This window comes from Salibaculum sp. (assembly GCF_035270045.1).
In the GTDB taxonomy this organism is placed as follows: domain Bacteria; phylum Pseudomonadota; class Alphaproteobacteria; order Rhodobacterales; family Rhodobacteraceae; genus Salibaculum.
The window spans coordinates 67,635-86,355 of sequence record NZ_DATFIP010000047.1 but is presented as its reverse complement, the minus strand read 5'-3'; the positions used below and the strand labels follow the sequence as shown (position 1 = coordinate 86,355).

Below are 18,721 nucleotides of genomic sequence, written 5' to 3'. Positions count from 1 at the left end.
CTTACCTCACGCGCAGGGCGTTCAGGGAGACTGTTATCGAACTGGCCGACATCGCCAGCGCAGCGATCAGGGGCGAACACAGGCCAGCAACCGCTAGCGGTACGGCGATGATATTGTACCAGGTCGCCACTGTGAAGTTCTCCCGAATGCGGCGCAGGCTGCGCCCGGCGGTGCTTATGGCCTCGGGAAGGGGAGCGAGGGTGGAGCCGAGCAGCACGATGTCCGAGGCCACGCGTGCCGCGTCCAGCGCCGAGGCGGGCGAGATCGAGGCATGGGCGGCCGTAAGCGCGGCGGTGTCGTTCAATCCATCGCCCACCATAAGCACCTTGGCGCCTTCCGCGCTCAGGGCCTCGATGCGGGCGGCCTTGTCGGCAGGCAGAGCCTCGGCGGTCCAGTCGTCGATCCCGAGGGTTTCGGCCAGCGATCGGACCGCTTGCGGACCATCTCCGGACATCAGGATCACGCGCAGACCGCTTTGCTCGAGGGCCGCCACAGTTTCAGCCGCGCCATTGCGCAGCCGGTCGGTGAACAGGAAGGGTTGCGCAGCGTCACCGCCCACCCGCAGCCAGGCGGCGGTCTGGTCTACAGACCCGGCCCCGACCCAGCCGGCGCGGCCCAGCCGGACAGTGCTGCCCTGCCAGGTCCCTTCGGTGCCGTGGCCCGGCACCTCTGTAACCCCGGTGACCTCGGCGGGGACAACGCCCGCATCGCGCGCGGCTTGGGCCAGCGCCTTGGACAGCGGGTGCGCCGAACCTTCGGCCAGGGCCAATGCGATCTGCAGGTCGCGCGGGGGCAGCGACTGAAGGTTGGTCAGGACGGGGGTGCCCGCGGTCAGCGTGCCTGTCTTGTCGAAAACCACCGTGTCGACCTGCGCCAGGCGTTCCAGCGCTGTGGCGTTCTTGATCAAGAGCCCGTGACGGAACAGGCGACCTGACGCGGCGGTGGTGACTGCCGGAACGGCCAGCCCGAGCGCACAGGGGCAGGTGATGATGAGCACGGCGGCGGCAACGTTGAGCGCAACGCGAAGATCCCCCGAGTAGAGGAGCCAGCCCACGAAGGCCAGTGCCGACAGGATATGCACGCCGGGTGCATAGAGCTTGGCCGCCTTGTCGGCCAGAGAAGTGTAGCGCGACCGCCCGGATTCGGCGATCGCCACCAGGTCGGCCATGCGGTGCAGAGAAGTGTCGCGGCCCACGGCGCTGGCTCGGATCACGAGGGGGCCGGTCAGGTTGACCTCGCCCGCGCTGACATCCCGGCCCGGTTCGGCATAAACAGGCACGGTTTCCCCGGTCAGCAGCGACCGGTCGAGTTCCGACCGGCCCTCGGTGATTTCCCCGTCCACCGGCATACGCGCCCCGGGATGAACCCGGATAAGGTCACCCACGGCGAGGGTCGATACGTCTACCTTCTCGTCCCCGTCCTCGGTCAAGCGCCAAGCTTTCGGCACCTCCAGCGCTGCCAGTTCGCGCGCCGCGGAGCGCGCGACGGACCGAGTCCGGTAATCCAGGTAGCGACCTGTCAGAAGAAAGAAGGTCAGGGCGATGGCTGCGTCGAAGTAGGCGTGTTCCCCCGATAGCGACGTTTCCCAAAGCGACGTCACGAGCGCGAGCAGTATCGCCAGGGAAATCGGCACGTCCATGTTCAGGTGTCCAGCGCGAAGGGCGGTCCAGGCGTTGCGAAAGAAAGGCTGGGCCGAGAAGGCGACGGCTGGCATGACGATGGCCGCGGAGATCCAGTGGAACAGGTCGCGCGTGGCGCCCTCGGCCCCTGACCAGACCGCGACGCTGAGTAGCATGACGTTCATTGAAGCGAAGCCCGCCACCGCAAGACGCATCAGCAGGTCGCGCCCGGCGCGGTCGGCGCTGTCGCCGGACAGGGTCGCGGAATCCAGGATGTGTGCTTCGTAGCCGAGCCGCTCGACATCAGCGGCAATATCGGCGGGGTCGGTGCCGGGGTCTGCATGCACCGTGGCGCGCTTGCGGGTCAGGTTGACCCGCGCATCCTTGACATGGGGCAGGGCCAGAAGCCCCTGTTCAACCGTGTTGATGCAGGCGGCGCAATGGATCGTCGGCAAGGAAACCAGGATCGTTTCATCTTCTTCGCCTGCCTGTTGCCGAGCGTGCTGCGCGGCAACGCTGGCCATGGAGCAGCCGGGGCAGGCCGAGGCGCCTGTTTCGAACTCGGTTTCCAGGTCAGTGCTTGCCATCAGTCTACCAGGACCACGATCCTCTGCCGGAAGTCCGTTCCGTCCGGCGCCACCGCCTCGAGCCGAAGGTTCCAGTTGCCGTCCGAGGTTTGGACCGGGGCGACATAGGCCTCGCCGTTGAATTCGAAGGCCGGGGTCTGGTCATCCTTGACCGAGGTCGCCCGCCCGAAGACGCCGCTCAGGCTTTGGACCTCGACGGGGGCGCCCATGGCGTCAGTGATGCTGAGCGTCAGCATCTCGTCGCGCACCACGGCATCCACCGTCCAGTCGAGGGCCAGTTGGGCGGCGCGTTCCTCGTCCCAGTTCTGGCTGGCGACGTAAGAATTCTTGACTTCCAGTCCCGGGAAGGTGCGCACCGCCGAAAAGGCGAGCAGCAGGTTCACGGAAATGATGACGGCAAAGGCGCCGGCGAAAATTAGAAAGACCTTGCGGCCGGTGATCACCATTATCTGCTCTCCAGTCCATTGAAGTGGGTGTCCTCGTGGGTGCGTTCGTTGCTTTCCAGGTCTTGCACCCAGATGCGGAAGTCCGTGCGTGTGTCCTGTGCCGCCTCGGACCCGGCCGGTGCGGTGACATAAACGCGCTGGATCAGCATCTGGTCGGCATCGACCTGGACGGTCTCGTAGGGTGTGCCCTCGATCTGGAGGTAGAGCATGGGATCGCCCGTCACCGTGATGCGGAAGGGCCGGTCATCGCCGGTCATGTTGCGCAGGCGCAGTTCGTAGGTGTTGCGCACAGAGCCGTCCGACATCTGGTCGAAGAGTGGGTTGCGTTCAGCCCGGACGGTCAGATCGATCTCGGAGCGCACGAAGAGCGCCACGACCAGCCCCAGGCCCACAGCCGCCCAGAGCGAGGAATAGAGGACCGTGCGCGGCCGGAGGATGTGACGCCAGATATCCTTGGCAGTGCCACCGGCGCGTTCGACTTCTTCGTCGCGGAGGGTGAAATAGTCGATCAGGCCGCGTGGCTTGCCGACCTTTTCCATCATGTCGTCGCAGGCGTCTATGCACAGACCACACGTGATGCAGGCAAGCTGCTGGCCGTCGCGGATGTCGATACCCATGGGGCAGACGTTGACGCAGGCATTGCAGTCTATGCAGTCGCCAAGGCCCTCGCGATCCTTGCCCTTGCCGCGCGGTTCGCCGCGCCATTCGCGATAGCCGATGGTGATTGTGTCCTCGTCCATCATGGCGGCCTGGATGCGCGGCCAGGGGCAGGCGTAGATGCAGACCTGTTCGCGTGCGATCCCGCCCATGAAGACGGTAGTGAATGTCAGGATGCCCATGGTCGTATAGGCGATCGGGTTGGCCTGCCCTGTAACAAGGTTCTGCAGCAGCGTCGGGGCATCCGCGAAGTAGAAGATCCAAGCGCCCCCCGTGGCCAGGCCGATCAGCGCCCAGACAACGTATTTTTCAAGCCGCTTGCGAATCTTCTTGGCGTCCCACTTCTGCTTCCACAGGCGGACGCGCGCGTTGCGGTCACCCTCGATCCAGCGTTCAGTCAGCACGAATAGATCGGTCCAGACAGTCTGTGGGCAGGTATAGCCGCACCAGACCCGCCCGAGCGCCGAGGTGAACAGGAAAAGCCCCAGCCCGGCCATGATCAGCAACCCGGCTATGAAGTAGAACTCGTGCGGCCAGATCTCGATCCAGAAGAAGAAGAAGCGCCGGTTCGCCATGTCGACCAGAACCGCTTGGTCCGGCAGGGCCGGGCCACGGTCCCAGCGAATCCAGGGCGTCAGGTAATAGATGCCCAGTGTCACTGCCATGATCCACCACTTGAGGGTGCGGAACTTGCCCTTCACCTTGCGCGGAAATACGGGTTCACGCTTGGCGTAGAGCGACTGTTCTTCGGTCGAACTCATGGAATCGTCCTGTTCGTGACTGTTCGCGTTGGAACCGGTTTCGCTGATATGACCGGGACATGGCTTTGACTTGGATCAACTGAAAAGCCGTATCCGTGGGCCAACTTTGGTTTTATTGATATATGATCGGCTTTCTCAACCGCTATCCCCCGCACCTGCGGCATTTTGCAAAGAAATACCCCCGGGGGCAAACCCCGGGGGCGTAGCCCTCCGATCGGAGGGGGCGGGCCTGATGGAATGCGCGAACAGGTATCAGGTCCACCTTTGCCAGGGGCCGCTGCGAAGCCCCGGCAAGTCTCTTACTGGCCGCCGCCCAACTGGTGCACGTAGACGGCCACGGCGTTGACCTCGTCCTGGCTGAGACCCGCGCCGACGCGGTACTCGTCGGACCAGGCCGGCATGACGCCAAAGCGCGAGTTCATGACCGTCTCGGTCAAGCTCTCTTCGTCACCGCCGTACAGCCAGATCGCGTCGGTCAGGTTCGGCGCGCCCTGGAATTGGTCGCCCATCCCCTCGGCCCCGTGGCAGGAGGAACAGTTGAGGTCAAAGACCTCGGCCCCCGCTTCGGCCAGTGCCGCGTCACTCTCGTTGCCCGACAGCGACAGCACGTACTGCACGACCTGGTCCACCTCTTCGGGTGGCAGGATATCGCCGAAGGCGGGCATCTCGGACCAACGCGCGTCACGCGACTGCTCGTTGCGGATCCCGTGGGACACCGTGAAGGCGATCTCGTCAACCGTGCCACCCCAAAGCCAGGCGTCGTCGCGCAGGTTGGGGTAGCCATTTGCTGGGGCCACCCCGTTGGCGCCCGATCCGTGACATTGCGAGCAATTGGCAGCGAAAACCGCGCGCCCGCCGTTGACTGCGTAGCTGTAGACATCGCTGTCCCGGTTGTCGACAAGGGCGGCGAGGTCTGCGCCGGCCAACTCGGTCCGCAGTGCGGCGTTCTGTTCGTTCACGGCAGCGATGTCCTCGGCCACGTTGGCACGGGTCGAGTAGCCCAACAGGCCAGCGGTCGAACTCTTGATGCCGGGCCAGGCGGGATAGGCGATGGAATAGCCGATCGCCCAGACGATCGTGGCGTAGAAGACCCAGACCCACCAACGCGGCAGCGGGTTGTTCAACTCCTCGATGCCGTCCCACTCGTGGCCGGTCGTCTCGACGCCGTCATATTCTTTCTTTTCACTCATTTCTGACCCTCCGGGTCGGTGTTGTTGTCCTGGGAACGGTCGCCATCCTCATCCGCGGGCGCGTCCTCGTTCCGGAAGATGGAATTGGCCGCATCGTCATGCACCGGGCGCGACCCGGGCCGGAAGGCCCAGAACCAGGTTCCGATGAAGAAGATGAACAGCGCCAACAGCATCCAGCTGTCTGCAAAGTGGCGAAGCAGGGAATAGGTTTCCATCGGTCTCTCCTCAGCGCGGCATCGCGGCTTCTTCGGGGGTGAAGGTCGAGAAGTCGACAAGCGTGCCGAGCATCTGGAGATAGGCCACAAGGGCGTCCATCTCGGTGACCTCTTCCTGCCCGTCGTAGTTCCGCGCTACGATCGTGTTTCGAGGTTCGCGGTCGTCGTCGGGATTTTCATCGGTGATGTAGCGCGCCACCAGGCCGTCATAGCCATCCGAGAAGGGATCGAGTTGTGCGTAGAAGTCCTCTTCCACGTTCTCGATCATCTCGTCTGTGTAGGGCACGCCCACCATGGCCTGCGTCCGCAGCAGATCGTCCATGTGTTCCGGGTCGATCTCGCGATCCATCAGGTAGGCATAGGGCGGCATGATCGATTCCGGCACCACGGCCTGCGGGTTGATCAGATGATCCACGTGCCAGGCGTCCGAGTAACGGCCGCCGACACGGGCCAGGTCCGGCCCGGTCCGCTTGGACCCCCACTGGAACGGGTGGTCGTACATCGACTCGGCTGCCAGCGAGTAGTGTCCGTAGCGCTCGACCTCGTCCCGCATGGGACGGATCATCTGGCTGTGGCACACGTAGCAGCCCTCCCGGATGTAGATCTCCCGGCCCGCCAATTCCAGCGGGGTATAGGGGCGCACACCCTCCACTTCCTCGATCGTGTTTTCGAGGTAGAAGAGCGGTGCGATCTGGACGATACCGCCGACGGTCACCACGAGGAAACTGCAGACCAGCAGCAGCGTGGCGTGGGTCTCCAGCACCTTGTGTTTATCGAGAATTCCCATCTCTTGTTCTCCTTATTCGGCCGGGGTGGCGGCGGTGGCGGAAACTTCCTTCTGCCCGCGGACCGTCATCCAGAGGTTGTAGCACATGATCATCGCACCGGAGAGATAGAGCACCCCGCCCAGGCCGCGCACCACGTACATCGGGAACTTGGCGCTCACGGTGTCGGCGAAGGAGTTCACCAGGAAACCTTGCGCATCGACTTCACGCCACATCAGGCCCTCCATGATGCCCGTGACCCACATCGAGGCCGCGTAGAGCACGATGCCGATGGTGGCGAGCCAGAAGTGCCAGTTGACCAACCTGAGGCTGTAGAGACGGGCCCGGTTCCAAAGGCGCGGTGTCAGGAAGTAGAGCGCGCCGAAGGTGATCATGCCGTTCCAGCCGAGCGCACCGGAGTGCACGTGGCCGATGGTCCAGTCGGTATAGTGCGACAGCGAGTTGACCGCGCGGATCGACATCATCGGGCCCTCGAACGTGGACATGCCATAGAAACCGATCGAGATGACCATCATGCGGATGATCGGGTCGGTGCGGATCTTGTCCCAGGCGCCCGAAAGGGTCATCAGCCCGTTGATCATGCCGCCCCAGGAGGGCATCCAGAGCACGATCGAGAACACCATGCCCAGCGTCGAGGCCCAGTCGGGCAGCGCGGTGTAATGCAGGTGGTGCGGACCGGCCCAGATATAGATGAAGATCAGCGCCCAGAAGTGGATGATCGACAGCTTGTAGGAAAAGACCGGCCGTTCGGCCTGCTTGGGCACGAAGTAGTACATCATGCCCAGGAAGCCCGCGGTCAGGAAGAAACCCACCGCGTTGTGGCCGTACCACCACTGGGTCATGGCGTCCTGCACGCCGGCCATGGCGCTGACCGATCGCGACCCCACGAGCGAGACCGGCAGGGCCAGGTTGTTGACCACATGCAGCATTGCCACCGTCACGATGAACGACAGGTAGAACCAGTTGGCCACGTAGATGTGGGGTTCCTTGCGCTTGATGATCGTGCCCAGGAAGACACCCAGGTAGGCCACCCAGACGATGGTCAGCCAGAGGTCAACGTACCATTCGGGCTCGGCGTATTCACGCGACTGGGTGGCCCCCATGAGGTAGCCGGTCGCGGCCAACACGATGAACAGCTGGTACCCCCAGAAGACGAACCATGCGGTATTGCCGCCCCAGAGCCGGGCGGCGCTGGTGCGTTGCACGACATAGAAGGACGAGGCGATCAGGGCATTGCCCCCGAAGGCGAAGATCACGGCCGAGGTGTGCAGAGGACGCAGGCGGCCAAAGTTGCCGTAGCCTTGCAGGAAGTCAAAGTTCAGCTGCGGAAAGGCCAACTGGAAGGCGATGAAGGTCCCGACGAGGAACCCCGCGATGCCCCAGAAGGCGGTGGCGATGACGCCAGCGCGCACGACCCCGTCCATATAGCCGACCGGCGCCGGTTTCTCGTCTCCCGCTGTTCTCACCGTATAGATGAACATACCGGCCGCGACGGCCATGACGATCAGTGCGTGCACCTGAAAGGCCAGGTCCCTCGCAAAGTTCGCCGCCACTGCGGCCATTAGGGCAATGATGCCCAGGACCGCGATCTTGATCCAATCCCACATGACGTGCGTTCCCTTCATTGGCCCGGACAAATCAGATCGGAATCGTCCGGGCGGATGCTTATGCGTTCGGGGTTTCTCATCTAGAGGGGGTCAAAGCCTTGATCCATGTCAAGTGAATCCGGGCGAAGGATTGTTAGATGTGCAGGGGTTCAAGACCCGCGCCCGCCCTATGGATCGGCGTGACAGACCTCGAGGATCCGCCATGGCCTACAAGACAATTGCCGTGATCGTGACTGATACAGTCGCCGATGCACCCGCCCTTATCGCCGCCGCCGAAATCGCCGTGCGCGAACGGGCCCATCTGGACGTGCACGCGCTCGGGATCGACCCCGCGCGCTACGAGGCCATGCCGGTGGGTGCCGCGGGCGTGGTGCTGGAGTCCGGCATCGACGACGCGCGCCAGCAGGCCGATGACCTTGTCGAGTGGGCCGAAGGAATGCTCGCGGCTTATGACTTGTCCCCTGTGGTGGCGCCCGCGGTGGTGACGACGCTGGGCCTGGACGGGACCGTTGCGCGGCTTGCGCGCTATGCCGACCTTGTCGTCGCGGCCCAGCCCTATGGTGAGGCGGCGACCCAGCTCCAGGTCCTGACACTTGAGGCCGCGCTGTTTGGAACAGGGGCCCCGGTCATGGTCGTGCCGCGTGTTGCTTGCGATTTCACCACGCGCTTCGACCGCGCCGTTATTGCCTGGGACGAAAGCGATGAATGCCTAGAGTCCGTCCGGAAAGCGCTGCCTGTGCTGCGCGGGGCGGACCATACGGACATTGTCATGGTCGACCCGCCCAGCCATTCGCCCGAACGCTCGGACCCGGGCGGAGTGCTCTGCCTGATGCTGGCCCGGCAGGGAGTGAAATCCGAAGTCTCGATCCTGGCCAAGACCCTGCCGCGGGTGTCGGCGGTGGTGAACCGTTTCGTGGCCGAGCACGGCAGCAAGGTGATCATCATGGGGGCCTATGGCCACTCGCGCGTGCGCGAGGCTGTCCTCGGTGGCGCTACCCGCGAAATGCTGGAGTCGGCCAAGGTGCCGATCGTGATGACCCATTGAGCGCTATGAGAGGCAACCGTGTGAGACAAGCCGCGATGGCGGCCCGCTCAGGCAATCAGGCCGCCATCCATGTCGTCGCCGGTCTCTTCCATCAGGGCGGGCATGTCGGGCACGAGAATACGCCGCTTCCCGTCGAGTGCGATGATTCCCTCGCGCTTGAGCGCGGAGATCTGGCGGCTGACGGTTTCCAGCGTCAGACCAAGGTAATCGGCCATCGCTTCCCGGGTCAGCGGCAGGTCGATGACCACCGCGTCGCCCTGCGCCGCGAATTCCATGCTCTTCTCGCGACGGGCGATGATCGTCAGCAGGCTGGCAATCTTCTCGCGGGCCGTCTTGCGGCCAAGGATCAGCATCCATTCCCGCGCCGCGTCCAGGTCGTCGAGCGTCATTTCCAAAAGCCGCTCGGCGATGTGCGGCGTCATCGCCAACTGTTTCTCGAAGGGCTTGCGCCGGAAACAGCACAGCGTGATCTCGGACACCGCGGTCACGTCGTAGGGCAGCGATGCGCGCCCCGGGCGACCGACGAAATCGGAGGGCAGCAGAAGGCCGACCATCTGCGTGCGACCGTCCTCCATTGTCTGGCTGAGCGAGGCAACGCCCCGCACGACCGAGCCGACGAAGCCCAACTCATCTCCGCCCCAGGCGATCGTCTGCCCGGGCGCGTAGGTACGGTAATACTTGATCTGATCCAGCTGCTGAAGTTCATCATCAGTGCAGTTGGAACAGACGGCCCGGTGACGGATCGGGCAATCAGCGCAACGGATATCCGTTGTCGACAGCGAAATTGACACAGCGTGGGTCCCCGTACGCAAGGTGAACGGGCCTACCGTAACGTGACTGATTAGGGGTTTGCAATGTCATCCATGGACCGACTGAGACGTTTGGGACTCTTTGACGCTAGGGCGCCGCGCTATACCAGCTACCCGCCGGCCAACCACTTTGACGATAGCATAGGCCCGAGCGTTGTCTCGGAATGGTTGCAGGCTGTGCCGTCAGGGGCGCGTGTTTCGCTCTACCTGCACATTCCCTACTGCCGCCGCTTGTGCTGGTTCTGTGCCTGCCGCACACAGGGCACGAGTACCGATCGTCCGCTGATCCCCTACCTGGACCAGTTGCGCGCTGAAATGGCCACCGTCGCGACCAACCTGCCCGAGGATGTCGTGCTCAGCCAGGTGCACCTTGGTGGCGGAACGCCGACGCTGCTGCCGCCCGAGATGATCCGCGACCTGGGACGCGACATCGCCGGTTTCCGGCCTTGGGCCGAGGATTGCCAGTTCTCGGTCGAGATTGACCCCACCGAGGTGGATCAGCCGCGAATCGAGGCCCTCAGGGATATCGGCATGACCCGTGCCTCGATCGGGGTGCAGGATTTCGATCCGGTCGTGCAGGAGTGCATTGGCCGCCGACAGAGCTTCGAACAGACCCGGGATGTCGTCGATATGCTGCGCGATGCCGGCGTGCAAAGCCTTAACATGGATATCCTTTATGGCCTGCCGCACCAGGACAAGGGCCGCATGGCCGACAGCGTCCAGAAGGTGCTGTCCTTGGGGCCTGACCGTGTGGCGCTTTATGGCTATGCACATGTGCCCTGGATGGCCAAGCGGCAGGCCATGATCCCCGCCGACGCCCTTCCCGACGCCGAGGCGCGGCTGGCACTCTTTGACACCGCGCGGCGGCTTTTCAATTGGGACGGCTATCGCGAGATCGGTATCGACCATTACGCCCGGGAGGGTGACACCTTGGCCGAGGCCGACCGGACCGGGACTTTGCGGCGCAATTTCCAGGGCTACACGGATGACACCGCAGACCTGCTGATCGGGCTGGGGGCTTCGGCGATCTCGCGCTATCCGCAGGGGTTCGCGCAGAATCATTCGACCTCTTCGATCTATGCGGCGGCCGTCACGGAAGGGCGCCTTGCGACCGTTCGCGGTCATGCGATGAGCGCCGAGGATCAGTTGCGAGCCGACATGATCGAGATGCTCATGTGCCGCTTCGAACTCGATCTGGAGACGCTGTCGGCGCGCCATGGCCTGTCGGTCGCCGCGCTGCGCGACCGGGTTCGCCACATCCCGCGGGACTTCCCCGACCATGTCGAGGTGCATGACAACCGCATCCGCCTGAGCGAGAACGCCCGGCTCGTGGCGCGGCTGGTCGCAGCGGAACTGGACGAATACGCGATGCCCGAGGGGCGCCACTCGCGGGCGCTCTGACGTGCTTTGACTTGTCCCTGATGCCGCCCCGTGCGACCTGATCCCCGTCAAAGGGGAGGAACGACATGCGAGCGGGCGTCATCAGCCTCGTGCTGGCCTATGTGCTCAGCCAATTCTACCGTGCATTCCTTGCGGTTCTGGCGCCTGCGCTCAAGGCCGAGCTAGGGGCAACGCCGGCGGACCTGTCCTATGCCTCGGGCATGTGGTTCGTGGCCTTCGCCGCGATGCAGATTCCCGTGGGCGCAGCCTTGGACAGGGTCGGCCCGCGGCGCACGGCGGCCGTGCTTTTCGCGTTGGGCGGGGCAGGCGGAGCGCTGGTCTGCGCGCTGGCCCAGTCGCCTCTGCACATCGTCCTCGGCATGGTCCTTCTGGGTATCGGCTGTTCTCCGGTCCTGATGGCCGCCTATTTCATCTTCGCGCGGATCTATTCGGCGGCCGTCTTCGGCACCCTGGCGGGCGTGGTCCTTGGTGTCGGCTCACTGGGCAATGTTGCCAGTTCCGTACCGCTGGCCTGGGCGGCCGAGGTCTTTGGCTGGCGCGGCACGCTTTTCGTGCTGGCGGCGATCAGCCTGGGCCTCGCCGTTCTGATCGCGGCCTTCGTCTCGGACCCGCCAAGGGCCGGGGCGGAAAAGCGCGGCTCGGTCCTCGATATCCTGAGGATTCCGGCCATGTGGCTGATCCTGCCGCTGATGTTCGTGAACTACGCGCCCTCGGCGGGGACACGGGGGCTCTGGGTCGGCCCCTATATGGCGGATGTCTTTGGTGCCGACGCGGCCCGGATCGGCCTCGTGTCCCTGGTCATGGGGCTGGCCATGATCGCCGGCAACTTCTTTTACGGACCGCTGGACCGCTGGCTGGGCACGCGCAAGTGGGGCATCTTCGGGGGCAACCTTTTGGGGGCCGCGGCCTGCTTCGCGCTTGCTGGCCTAACCATGAGCAATATCTGGACCGTGGTTGCGCTGCTGGCGCTGGTCGGCTTCTTCGGCGCGTCCTTTCCACAACTCATCGCCCATGGCCGTGCCTTTTTCCCGGCGCATCTGACCGGGCGCGGCGTTACACTCATGAACCTCTTTGGGATCGCGGGTGTCGGGGTGATGCAGTTCGTCACTGGCCAGGTTCACACGGCGCAATCCGCGGTGGCCGAGGCCCCGTCCGACCCCTATGCCACGTTGTTCCTGGTCTACGGTCTGCTGTTGCTCGCGGGGCTGGCGATCTATGCCTTCAGCCGCGACCGGATCGACTAGCCCTTCCAATTTCTGCCTTGCAGAGTTATCAGGCGAACGATTTCAAATCGGGAGCCAAAGCCAATGGGCTACAAAGTCGCCGTCGTCGGCGCCACGGGAAACGTGGGCCGGGAAATGCTCAACATCCTGGCAGAGCGCCAGTTTCCAGCCGACGAAGTCGTCGCGCTGGCCAGCCGCCGCTCGCTGGGCACCGAGGTCAGCTATGGCGACGAGACGCTCAAGACAAAGGATCTTGACCAGTTCGATTTCACGGGCTTCGACATGGCGCTTTTCGCCATCGGGTCGGATGCGACCAAGACCTATGCGCCCAAGGCGGCCGCAGCGGGCTGCGTGGTGATCGACAATTCCTCGCTTTACCGCTACGATCCGGACGTTCCGCTGGTGGTGCCCGAGGTCAATCCAGAAGCGGTCGATGGCTACGCCAAGAAGAACATCATCGCCAACCCCAACTGTTCGACCGCGCAGATGGTCGTCGCGCTCAAGCCGCTGCATGACCGCGCGGGTATCAAGCGCGTGGTGGTCAGCACCTACCAGTCGGTTTCCGGCTCTGGCAAGGATGGCATCGACGAGCTCTGGAACCAGACCAAGGGTGTCTATGTGCCGGGGCAGGAGGTCGAGCCAAGTGTCTACCCCAAGCAAATCGCCTTCAACGTGATCCCGCATATCGACGTTTTCCTCGATGACGGGTCCACCAAGGAAGAGTGGAAAATGGTCGCCGAGACCAAGAAGATCGTCGACCCCTCGATCAAGGTCACGGCGACCTGTGTGCGTGTCCCGGTCTTCGTGGGCCATGCCGAGTCGATCAACATCGAGACCGAAGATTTCCTCGACGACGACGAGGCCCGCGACATCCTGCGCGAGGCGCCCGGTCTCATGGTCGTCGACAAGCGCGAGGACGGTGGCTACGTCACGCCCGTCGAATGCGTTGGTGATTTTGCCACCTTCATCAGCCGCATCCGCCAAGACAGCACCATCGACAACGGCCTGAACTTCTGGTGCGTCAGCGACAACCTGCGCAAGGGCGCGGCCCTCAACGCCGTTCAGATTGCCGAGACGCTGGGCGTTCGAATGCTCAAGAAGGGCTGACCGACGATAACGGAAGATTCCCGGGGACCCGCCGCACTCGGCGGGTCCTTTCGTTTCAGAACCGTTCGGCCCGCAAGACTTCCACGTCGGTGATCGTGACCACGCCGATGTGCTTGTCTACCACGTCGAAAGCGGCTTCCATCAGGGTATCCAGGCGTTCCTCGCGGATGATGCAGATTACCTGCACCATGCCGCTGGCCCGGCTGATCTGGCCCTCCGAGGTCCAGGGGCCGGAGCGGCCAGATCCGCCAATCACGTCAAGAATGGAATAGCCTGTTACGCCCGCGCTTTCGAGCGTGTCCGTCAGGCGTTTCTGCATGATGGCCTCGATCGTGATGACCACGCGTTTTGCCTTGTGGGTCTTCATGTCAGCCTCCGGTGGCCAGTTCGGCCAGCGTCACGTAAAGCGGGATGCCGACCGTCAGGTTGAAGGGGAATGTTATGCCCAGGGACAGGGTCAGGTAAATCGAGGGGTTCGCCTCGGGCAGGGCGACGCGCATTGCCGCTGGAACCGCGATATAGCTTGCCGACGCCGACAGCACCATGAGCAGGACAGCGCCGCCGGTGCTGAGTCCGATCAGCATAGCTGCCGCCAGTCCTGCCAGGCTACCGACCAAGGGCATGAGGACGCCGAAGGCGATGGCCCCGCCGCCCAGAACCCCGCGCACGTCGCGCAACCCACGCCCCGCGACCAGACCCATGTCCAGCAGGAATAGGCAAAGTACGCCGGTAAAGGGCGCCACGATGAAGCTGGATATGCTCTCCAGCCCGTCCTCGCCTGTCACCATGCCGATGAAGAATGCCCCCACCAGCAAAACAATGGAGCCGTTGAGAAGGATTTCACGCAACAGCGCGCCGTCCATGCGTTTCTCGGAACCCCCGGTCGAGATCAGCCAGAGTGCCGAGAGGATTGCCGGGGCCTCCATCACGGCGGCCACGGCCACCATGTAGCCCTCGGAGGAGATGCCGCGCCCCTGCAGCACGGAGGTCGCGGCCACGAAGGTCACGATCGAGATCGAGCCATAGTGCCCGGCCACCGCAGCGGCATCGGTGCGCGACATCCGCGTCATGATCTTCAGCAGGTTGAAGGCGATCATGGGCAGACCGGCCGAAAGGATCAGGCCCGCCGCGATGGTCGCAACCAGCGTGGCGTCCACACCGTGGCTGGCCACGCTGGCCCCGCCCTTGAAGCCGATGGCGAAAAGCAGGTAGATCGAAAGCCCCTTGGCGACGGCCTCGGGCACCGAGAGGTCGGACCGGCCAAGTGCCGCGGCAACACCCAGGATGAACGACAAAATGACGGGGGACAGAAGATTTTCGGCGGCAAGTGAAAGGATGTCGGCCATAAGGCACCCCGGGTCGTCTCAGGTTGCGGGTGCTTAGGATCGAATTGCCGCCGGGGCAACCTCTATCGGATCATAGCGGAGTGAATTCCCCGGTCTGCGGATCAAGGCAGGACAGTCTGCCCGCGCCGATGTCGTTCCAAAGACCGTGCAGCGTAAGCCGGCCCCCCTGCATGGCCTGGCTAACGAAGGGAAATGTCATGAGGTTCTGCAGCGACGTCCTGACCGCCTGTTGTTCCAGTTCCCGCAGGCGCGTGTCCTCGTCGCCCGAGGGCAGGGCCTCGAACTTGCCGCGAAGAATCTCCATCCAGCGGCCGACGAAGCTGGAACTGTCCTCGAGCGCGGGCGCCTTGCCTGAACACATGTCATAGCAGCCCTTAACGCCGCCGCAGTTGGAATGGCCGAGAACGATCAGGTGGGCGACCTTCAGTACGGTGACCGCGTATTCGACCGAGGCCGAGGTGCCGTGGGTCTCTCCGTCGGGGGTATGCGGCGGCACGAGGTTGGCCACGTTGCGGTGGATGAAGAACTCGCCGTGGTCGGCGCCGAAGATCGAGGTCACATGGACCCGACTGTCGCAACAGGAAATCACCATGGCACGGGGGTGCTGGCCCATCTCGGCCAGGTGCTGATACCAGGCGGTATTCCTGGCATAGGTGGTGGCTCGCCAGCCGTGGTAGCGATTGACGAGGTAGTCGGGCAAGGGGGTTGGGCTGAGCATTATCCTGCCTCCGGTCCGGACCATGGGCATACGCCCAATTCGCGGCAATTTCGAGGGAAAACCCTGTTGCGCGCCGCCGCCTCGTTACCGCCTTGGAAACCGTTTCGCGTCAGGCTGTGCCCCGTGGTGAATATCAAGGGTCCCGCGCCGTGTCGCGGGAAAGGGGAAATGCAGATAATCAGGCTGGTTCCGCGTGAAGCGGGGCAACATGACCAGTGCCTGCCCGTGGCGGGCGAAATGGCCGGGGCTCAGGATGTCCGGCGCACCGAAGATTTTCTCTCGGTCTGTTTGACCGACCTAGGCCGGCACCTGCGCCGTCTCGAGGACGATTATCAGTTGGCCGAGCCGGAGCGGCTTGACAGCCGGCTGCACGCCATCGTGGCACTGGCCGACCGGATCGGGATGCGACGTGTCGCTCGGGTGGGGGCGGATGCGCACTACTGCCATGTCGCCGGGGACGAACCTGCCCTTGCGGCGACCCTGGCGCGATTGATGCGGTTGCTGACCGCCACATTGGACGAGATCGGCCTCATTCGCCCCGGCTGGTGAGCGCTTGCAGCGGCGGCACCATGCACTAGGCTGGCGCGAGATTTGATCCGGAAAGGTCCCCCGCCATGAAATTTCTGCCGCCCGCCACGCAGACGACCCCCCTGCACGCCGTCGCCGTCGAGGACCTGGCGGCTCTGCTGGACGCCCTGCCCGGGCGCTGGGCCGCCTGGCTGCGTGCGACCGGCTTCTCGGGCCGGGCAGGCGAGCGGCAACTGGTGCCTGACGACGCGGGCGAGATCTCCTGTGCCTTCGTCGGGTTGGGCAGTGCCGAGCAGCGGCGGCGAAAGCGCATGGCCATTGCCGAGGCGGCGCAGGGCCTGCCCGCCGGAAACTATCACCTGGAAAACACGTTGGAGGGCGCTGCGCTGGACGAGGCGGCGCTTGCCCTGCTTCTGACGGGCTACCACTTCGACCGCTATCGAACCGTGACGGAAGAGCGGCCTCGGTTTGCCGCCCCTGCAGGCGTCGATGCCGCACGGCTGGAAGCCATCGCCGCGGGCGAGGCGCTGACCCGTGACCTGATAAATACACCGGCCAACGATATGGGCCCGCAAGAGCTGGCCGAGGCTGCCGCACGGTTGGCCGAGGATCATGACGCCGCGATCGAGGTTGTCGAAGGCGACGCCCTGCTGTCGCGTGATTTGCCAATGATACATACTGTCGGCCGCGCCGCCGCACGCGCCCCGCGTCTGATCGATCTGCGCTGGGGTGACAGTGGCCCGACGCTGACCCTTGTGGGCAAGGGGGTGATCTTCGACACCGGCGGGCTGAACCTCAAGCCGGGCGGCTCGATGGCGCTGATGAAAAAGGACATGGGCGGCGCGGCCACCGTGCTGGGCCTGGCCCAGATGATTATGGCGCTGGGCCTTGAAGTGAAGTTGCGCGTTCTGATTCCGGCTGTAGAAAACGCCGTCGGTGGCGATGCGTTCCGCCCCGGCGACATTCTGACCAGCCGCAAGGGGCTCACGGTCGAGATCAACAACACCGACGCAGAAGGGCGGCTTGTGCTGGCCGACGCGCTGGCCCTGGCCGACGAGGAGGCACCCGACCAGATCGTCTCCTTCGCCACGCTGACCGGCGCGGCGCGCGCCGCCGTGGGTGCCGACATTGCACCCTTCTACACTACCGACGCGCGGATGGCCGAGGCCCTGCCGCAAGCCGGCGCCCTGGTGGGCGACCCGGTCTGGCAGATGCCTTTTCATGATCCCTACGAAGCCATGATCGAGCCTGGAATCGCGGACCTGGACAACGCGCCCGCGGGCGGCTTCGCCGGGTCGATCACCGCGGCGCTGTTCCTGCGCCGTTTCGTTGAGACCGCCCCCTATACACATTTCGACATCTATGGCTGGCAGCCTACCCCGGCGCCGGCGCGCCCCAAGGGCGGCGTTGGGCAGGGGGCTCGGGCCCTGTTGCAGGCCCTGCCGGCGGTGCTGTCGTCGTGAGCGACCCGCGTCTGACCCCGGTTAATGACCGCGTCGTCGCACGCTGGCTGGCCGCCGAGTATCCGGACCGCAGCCCGGCGGACCCCGAGCCGCCCCGCCATGTCGGCTGGCCGGTCCTGGATCTGAGCCTGTCCCCCGGCGGTCCACGCGCCAGGCAACTGCGCTATGGCGAGGGTTTCGAGGTGCTGGAAAGGCGCGACGGTTTCGCCTTCGGCATCGCGGCGCTGGCAGAATATGTTGGATGGGTGGCCGAGGCGGGTCTGGCCGCGGAAAGCGACCGGCCCGAGGCACTGGAGTGGATCGGCGCACGGCAGACCCACGTCTACGACGCGCCCGATTTCAAGGCGCCCGAGCGCATGGCCCTGCCGCATATGGCCATCGTTGCGACGAGCGAGAAAGAGGGCCGGTTCACTCGCACCGAACTTGGCTGGGTGCCCACGGCGCATTTGGCCGATGATCTGGAATCCGATTCCGTGGCCGTGGCGGAACGCTACCTGGGCACGCCTTACCTTTGGGGGGCGAATTCGTCTTTCGGGATCGATTGTTCGGGACTGGTGCAGGTCGCGCTGCACGCCTGCGGTCGGCCCTGTCCCGGTGACAGCGACGTGCAGGAGGCCACGCTGGGTGAGGCTGTCGCGCCGGATGACCCCATAAAGCGGGGCGACCTGTTCTTCTGGAAGGGGCATGTCGCCCTTGCTGCGGATCCTCAGACCCTGATCCACGCCAACTTGCATCATATGGCGGTGACGCTTGAGCCAATCGACGCTGCCATTTCCCGGATCATGGCGCAGGGGGATGGGCAGATTACCATGCGCAGACGGCTGTAACGGGGGCCTTCTACTCTACCGCGCGGATCAGCTTGCGTTCGAGCACCCGCAGCACGGTCCTGAGATCGTCCCCCCGCTTGAGAACCTGCCCTTCCATCCCGACGACGGAATACTGGCCCTGCCGGAGCCGCATCTTGGGCCGTTTCTCTATCCGGTAGATCGGCACCTCGGCCGTCCGCCTGAAGACCGAGAACACCGCCACGTCCTTGAGGAACGACATTCCGTAGTCCCGCCATTCTCCGGCGGCAACCATGCGTCCGTAAAGCGACAGGATGACGTTCAACTCGGAACGATGGAACGCCACTTTCTGGCTTTCACGGGTTGTCAGCGGGATGGGCGGAGGGGCATTCATAGCGGCTAGACTTGCTGCTATGCCCGGGTTTTTCA

Annotated in this window: 19 protein-coding genes; 7 read left to right on the top strand and 12 right to left on the bottom strand. The window is 64.4% G+C overall.

The features are described from left to right. Position 1: 1 nt before the first annotated feature. The 7 genes from VJ897_RS07660 to ccoN form a co-directional block, all read right to left on the bottom strand. A complete protein-coding gene (locus VJ897_RS07660) occupies positions 2 to 2,206 on the bottom strand; it encodes a heavy metal translocating P-type ATPase (RefSeq protein ID WP_414706707.1) in 2,205 nt (734 codons plus the stop codon). Continuing rightward, positions 2,206 to 2,652 carry a FixH family protein gene (locus tag VJ897_RS07655; protein ID WP_324054755.1) on the bottom strand — a complete coding sequence of 149 codons (447 nt, stop codon included), beginning with the start codon at positions 2,650 to 2,652 and terminating at the stop codon, positions 2,206 to 2,208. The genes VJ897_RS07660 and VJ897_RS07655 overlap by 1 nt, the downstream gene beginning before the upstream one ends. Beyond that, entirely contained in the window at positions 2,652 to 4,070 is a 1,419-nt protein-coding gene (gene ccoG, locus VJ897_RS07650) for a cytochrome c oxidase accessory protein CcoG (protein ID WP_324054753.1), read from the bottom strand. The genes VJ897_RS07655 and ccoG overlap by 1 nt, the downstream gene beginning before the upstream one ends. Before the next feature lie 299 nt (positions 4,071 to 4,369). Further along, positions 4,370 to 5,260 (bottom strand): cytochrome-c oxidase, cbb3-type subunit III, encoded by an 891-nt coding sequence (ccoP, locus tag VJ897_RS07645; RefSeq protein ID WP_324054751.1) that lies wholly within the window; start codon positions 5,258 to 5,260, stop codon positions 4,370 to 4,372. After that, positions 5,257 to 5,475 (bottom strand): cbb3-type cytochrome c oxidase subunit 3, encoded by a 219-nt coding sequence (locus tag VJ897_RS07640; protein ID WP_324054749.1) that lies wholly within the window; start codon positions 5,473 to 5,475, stop codon positions 5,257 to 5,259. The genes ccoP and VJ897_RS07640 overlap by 4 nt, the downstream gene beginning before the upstream one ends. Before the next feature lie 10 nt (positions 5,476 to 5,485). Beyond that, the gene (ccoO, locus tag VJ897_RS07635; RefSeq protein WP_324054747.1) at positions 5,486 to 6,262 is read right to left on the bottom strand and encodes a cytochrome-c oxidase, cbb3-type subunit II; all 777 of its coding nucleotides are present in this window, start codon (positions 6,260 to 6,262) and stop codon (positions 5,486 to 5,488) included. A gap of 12 nt (positions 6,263 to 6,274) precedes the next feature. Then, complete coding sequence (gene ccoN, locus VJ897_RS07630) at positions 6,275 to 7,867, bottom strand: cytochrome-c oxidase, cbb3-type subunit I (protein WP_324054745.1); 1,593 nt, start codon at positions 7,865 to 7,867, stop codon at positions 6,275 to 6,277. A gap of 202 nt (positions 7,868 to 8,069) precedes the next feature. On the opposite strand from ccoN, the gene VJ897_RS07625 reads away from it, so the two are divergent. Continuing rightward, a complete protein-coding gene (locus VJ897_RS07625) occupies positions 8,070 to 8,912 on the top strand; it encodes a universal stress protein (protein ID WP_324054743.1) in 843 nt (280 codons plus the stop codon). Positions 8,913 to 8,959: 47 nt separating this feature from the next. Here VJ897_RS07625 and fnrL read toward each other — a convergent pair whose 3' ends face one another. Beyond that, positions 8,960 to 9,703, bottom strand: a complete 744-nt coding sequence (fnrL, locus tag VJ897_RS07620) for a transcriptional regulator FnrL (RefSeq protein WP_324054741.1) — start codon at positions 9,701 to 9,703, stop codon at positions 8,960 to 8,962. 63 nt (positions 9,704 to 9,766) lie between these two features. Between fnrL and hemN the strand changes: the two genes are divergently transcribed. The 3 genes from hemN (at position 9,767) to VJ897_RS07605 (ending at position 13,452) form a co-directional block, all read left to right on the top strand. After that, the gene (hemN, locus tag VJ897_RS07615; RefSeq protein WP_324054739.1) at positions 9,767 to 11,122 is read left to right on the top strand and encodes an oxygen-independent coproporphyrinogen III oxidase; all 1,356 of its coding nucleotides are present in this window, start codon (positions 9,767 to 9,769) and stop codon (positions 11,120 to 11,122) included. Between the two features lie 65 nt (positions 11,123 to 11,187). After that, on the top strand, positions 11,188 to 12,366 hold the full coding sequence (locus tag VJ897_RS07610; protein ID WP_324054737.1) for an MFS transporter: 1,179 nt from the start codon (positions 11,188 to 11,190) through the stop codon (positions 12,364 to 12,366). 63 nt (positions 12,367 to 12,429) lie between these two features. Beyond that, a complete protein-coding gene (locus VJ897_RS07605) occupies positions 12,430 to 13,452 on the top strand; it encodes an aspartate-semialdehyde dehydrogenase (RefSeq protein ID WP_324054735.1) in 1,023 nt (340 codons plus the stop codon). 55 nt (positions 13,453 to 13,507) lie between these two features. Here the strand turns inward: VJ897_RS07605 and VJ897_RS07600 are convergent, their stop codons facing one another. The 3 genes from VJ897_RS07600 to VJ897_RS07590 form a co-directional block, all read right to left on the bottom strand. After that, positions 13,508 to 13,819: a P-II family nitrogen regulator gene (locus tag VJ897_RS07600; protein ID WP_324054733.1), complete on the bottom strand. Its 312-nt coding sequence runs from the start codon at positions 13,817 to 13,819 to the stop codon at positions 13,508 to 13,510. A 1-nt stretch (position 13,820) separates the two neighbouring features. Continuing rightward, positions 13,821 to 14,798 (bottom strand): sodium-dependent bicarbonate transport family permease, encoded by a 978-nt coding sequence (locus VJ897_RS07595; protein WP_324054731.1) that lies wholly within the window; start codon positions 14,796 to 14,798, stop codon positions 13,821 to 13,823. A 70-nt stretch (positions 14,799 to 14,868) separates the two neighbouring features. Continuing rightward, the gene (locus VJ897_RS07590; RefSeq protein ID WP_324054729.1) at positions 14,869 to 15,516 is read right to left on the bottom strand and encodes a carbonic anhydrase; all 648 of its coding nucleotides are present in this window, start codon (positions 15,514 to 15,516) and stop codon (positions 14,869 to 14,871) included. A gap of 168 nt (positions 15,517 to 15,684) precedes the next feature. Between VJ897_RS07590 and VJ897_RS07585 the strand changes: the two genes are divergently transcribed. The 3 genes from VJ897_RS07585 to VJ897_RS07575 all read left to right on the top strand — a co-directional run bounded on the left by VJ897_RS07585 (position 15,685) and on the right by VJ897_RS07575 (position 18,334). Further along, on the top strand, positions 15,685 to 16,065 hold the full coding sequence (locus VJ897_RS07585; RefSeq protein WP_324054727.1) for a hypothetical protein: 381 nt from the start codon (positions 15,685 to 15,687) through the stop codon (positions 16,063 to 16,065). 65 nt (positions 16,066 to 16,130) lie between these two features. Continuing rightward, a complete protein-coding gene (locus VJ897_RS07580; protein ID WP_324054726.1) occupies positions 16,131 to 17,507 on the top strand; it encodes a leucyl aminopeptidase family protein in 1,377 nt (458 codons plus the stop codon). After that, complete coding sequence (locus tag VJ897_RS07575; RefSeq protein WP_324054725.1) at positions 17,504 to 18,334, top strand: C40 family peptidase; 831 nt, start codon at positions 17,504 to 17,506, stop codon at positions 18,332 to 18,334. Before VJ897_RS07580 ends, VJ897_RS07575 begins: the two co-directional genes overlap by 4 nt. Positions 18,335 to 18,344: 10 nt before the next feature. Here the strand turns inward: VJ897_RS07575 and VJ897_RS07570 are convergent, their stop codons facing one another. Further along, positions 18,345 to 18,686, bottom strand: a complete 342-nt coding sequence (locus VJ897_RS07570) for a DUF2794 domain-containing protein (protein ID WP_324054723.1) — start codon at positions 18,684 to 18,686, stop codon at positions 18,345 to 18,347. Positions 18,687 to 18,721 lie beyond the last annotated feature (35 nt).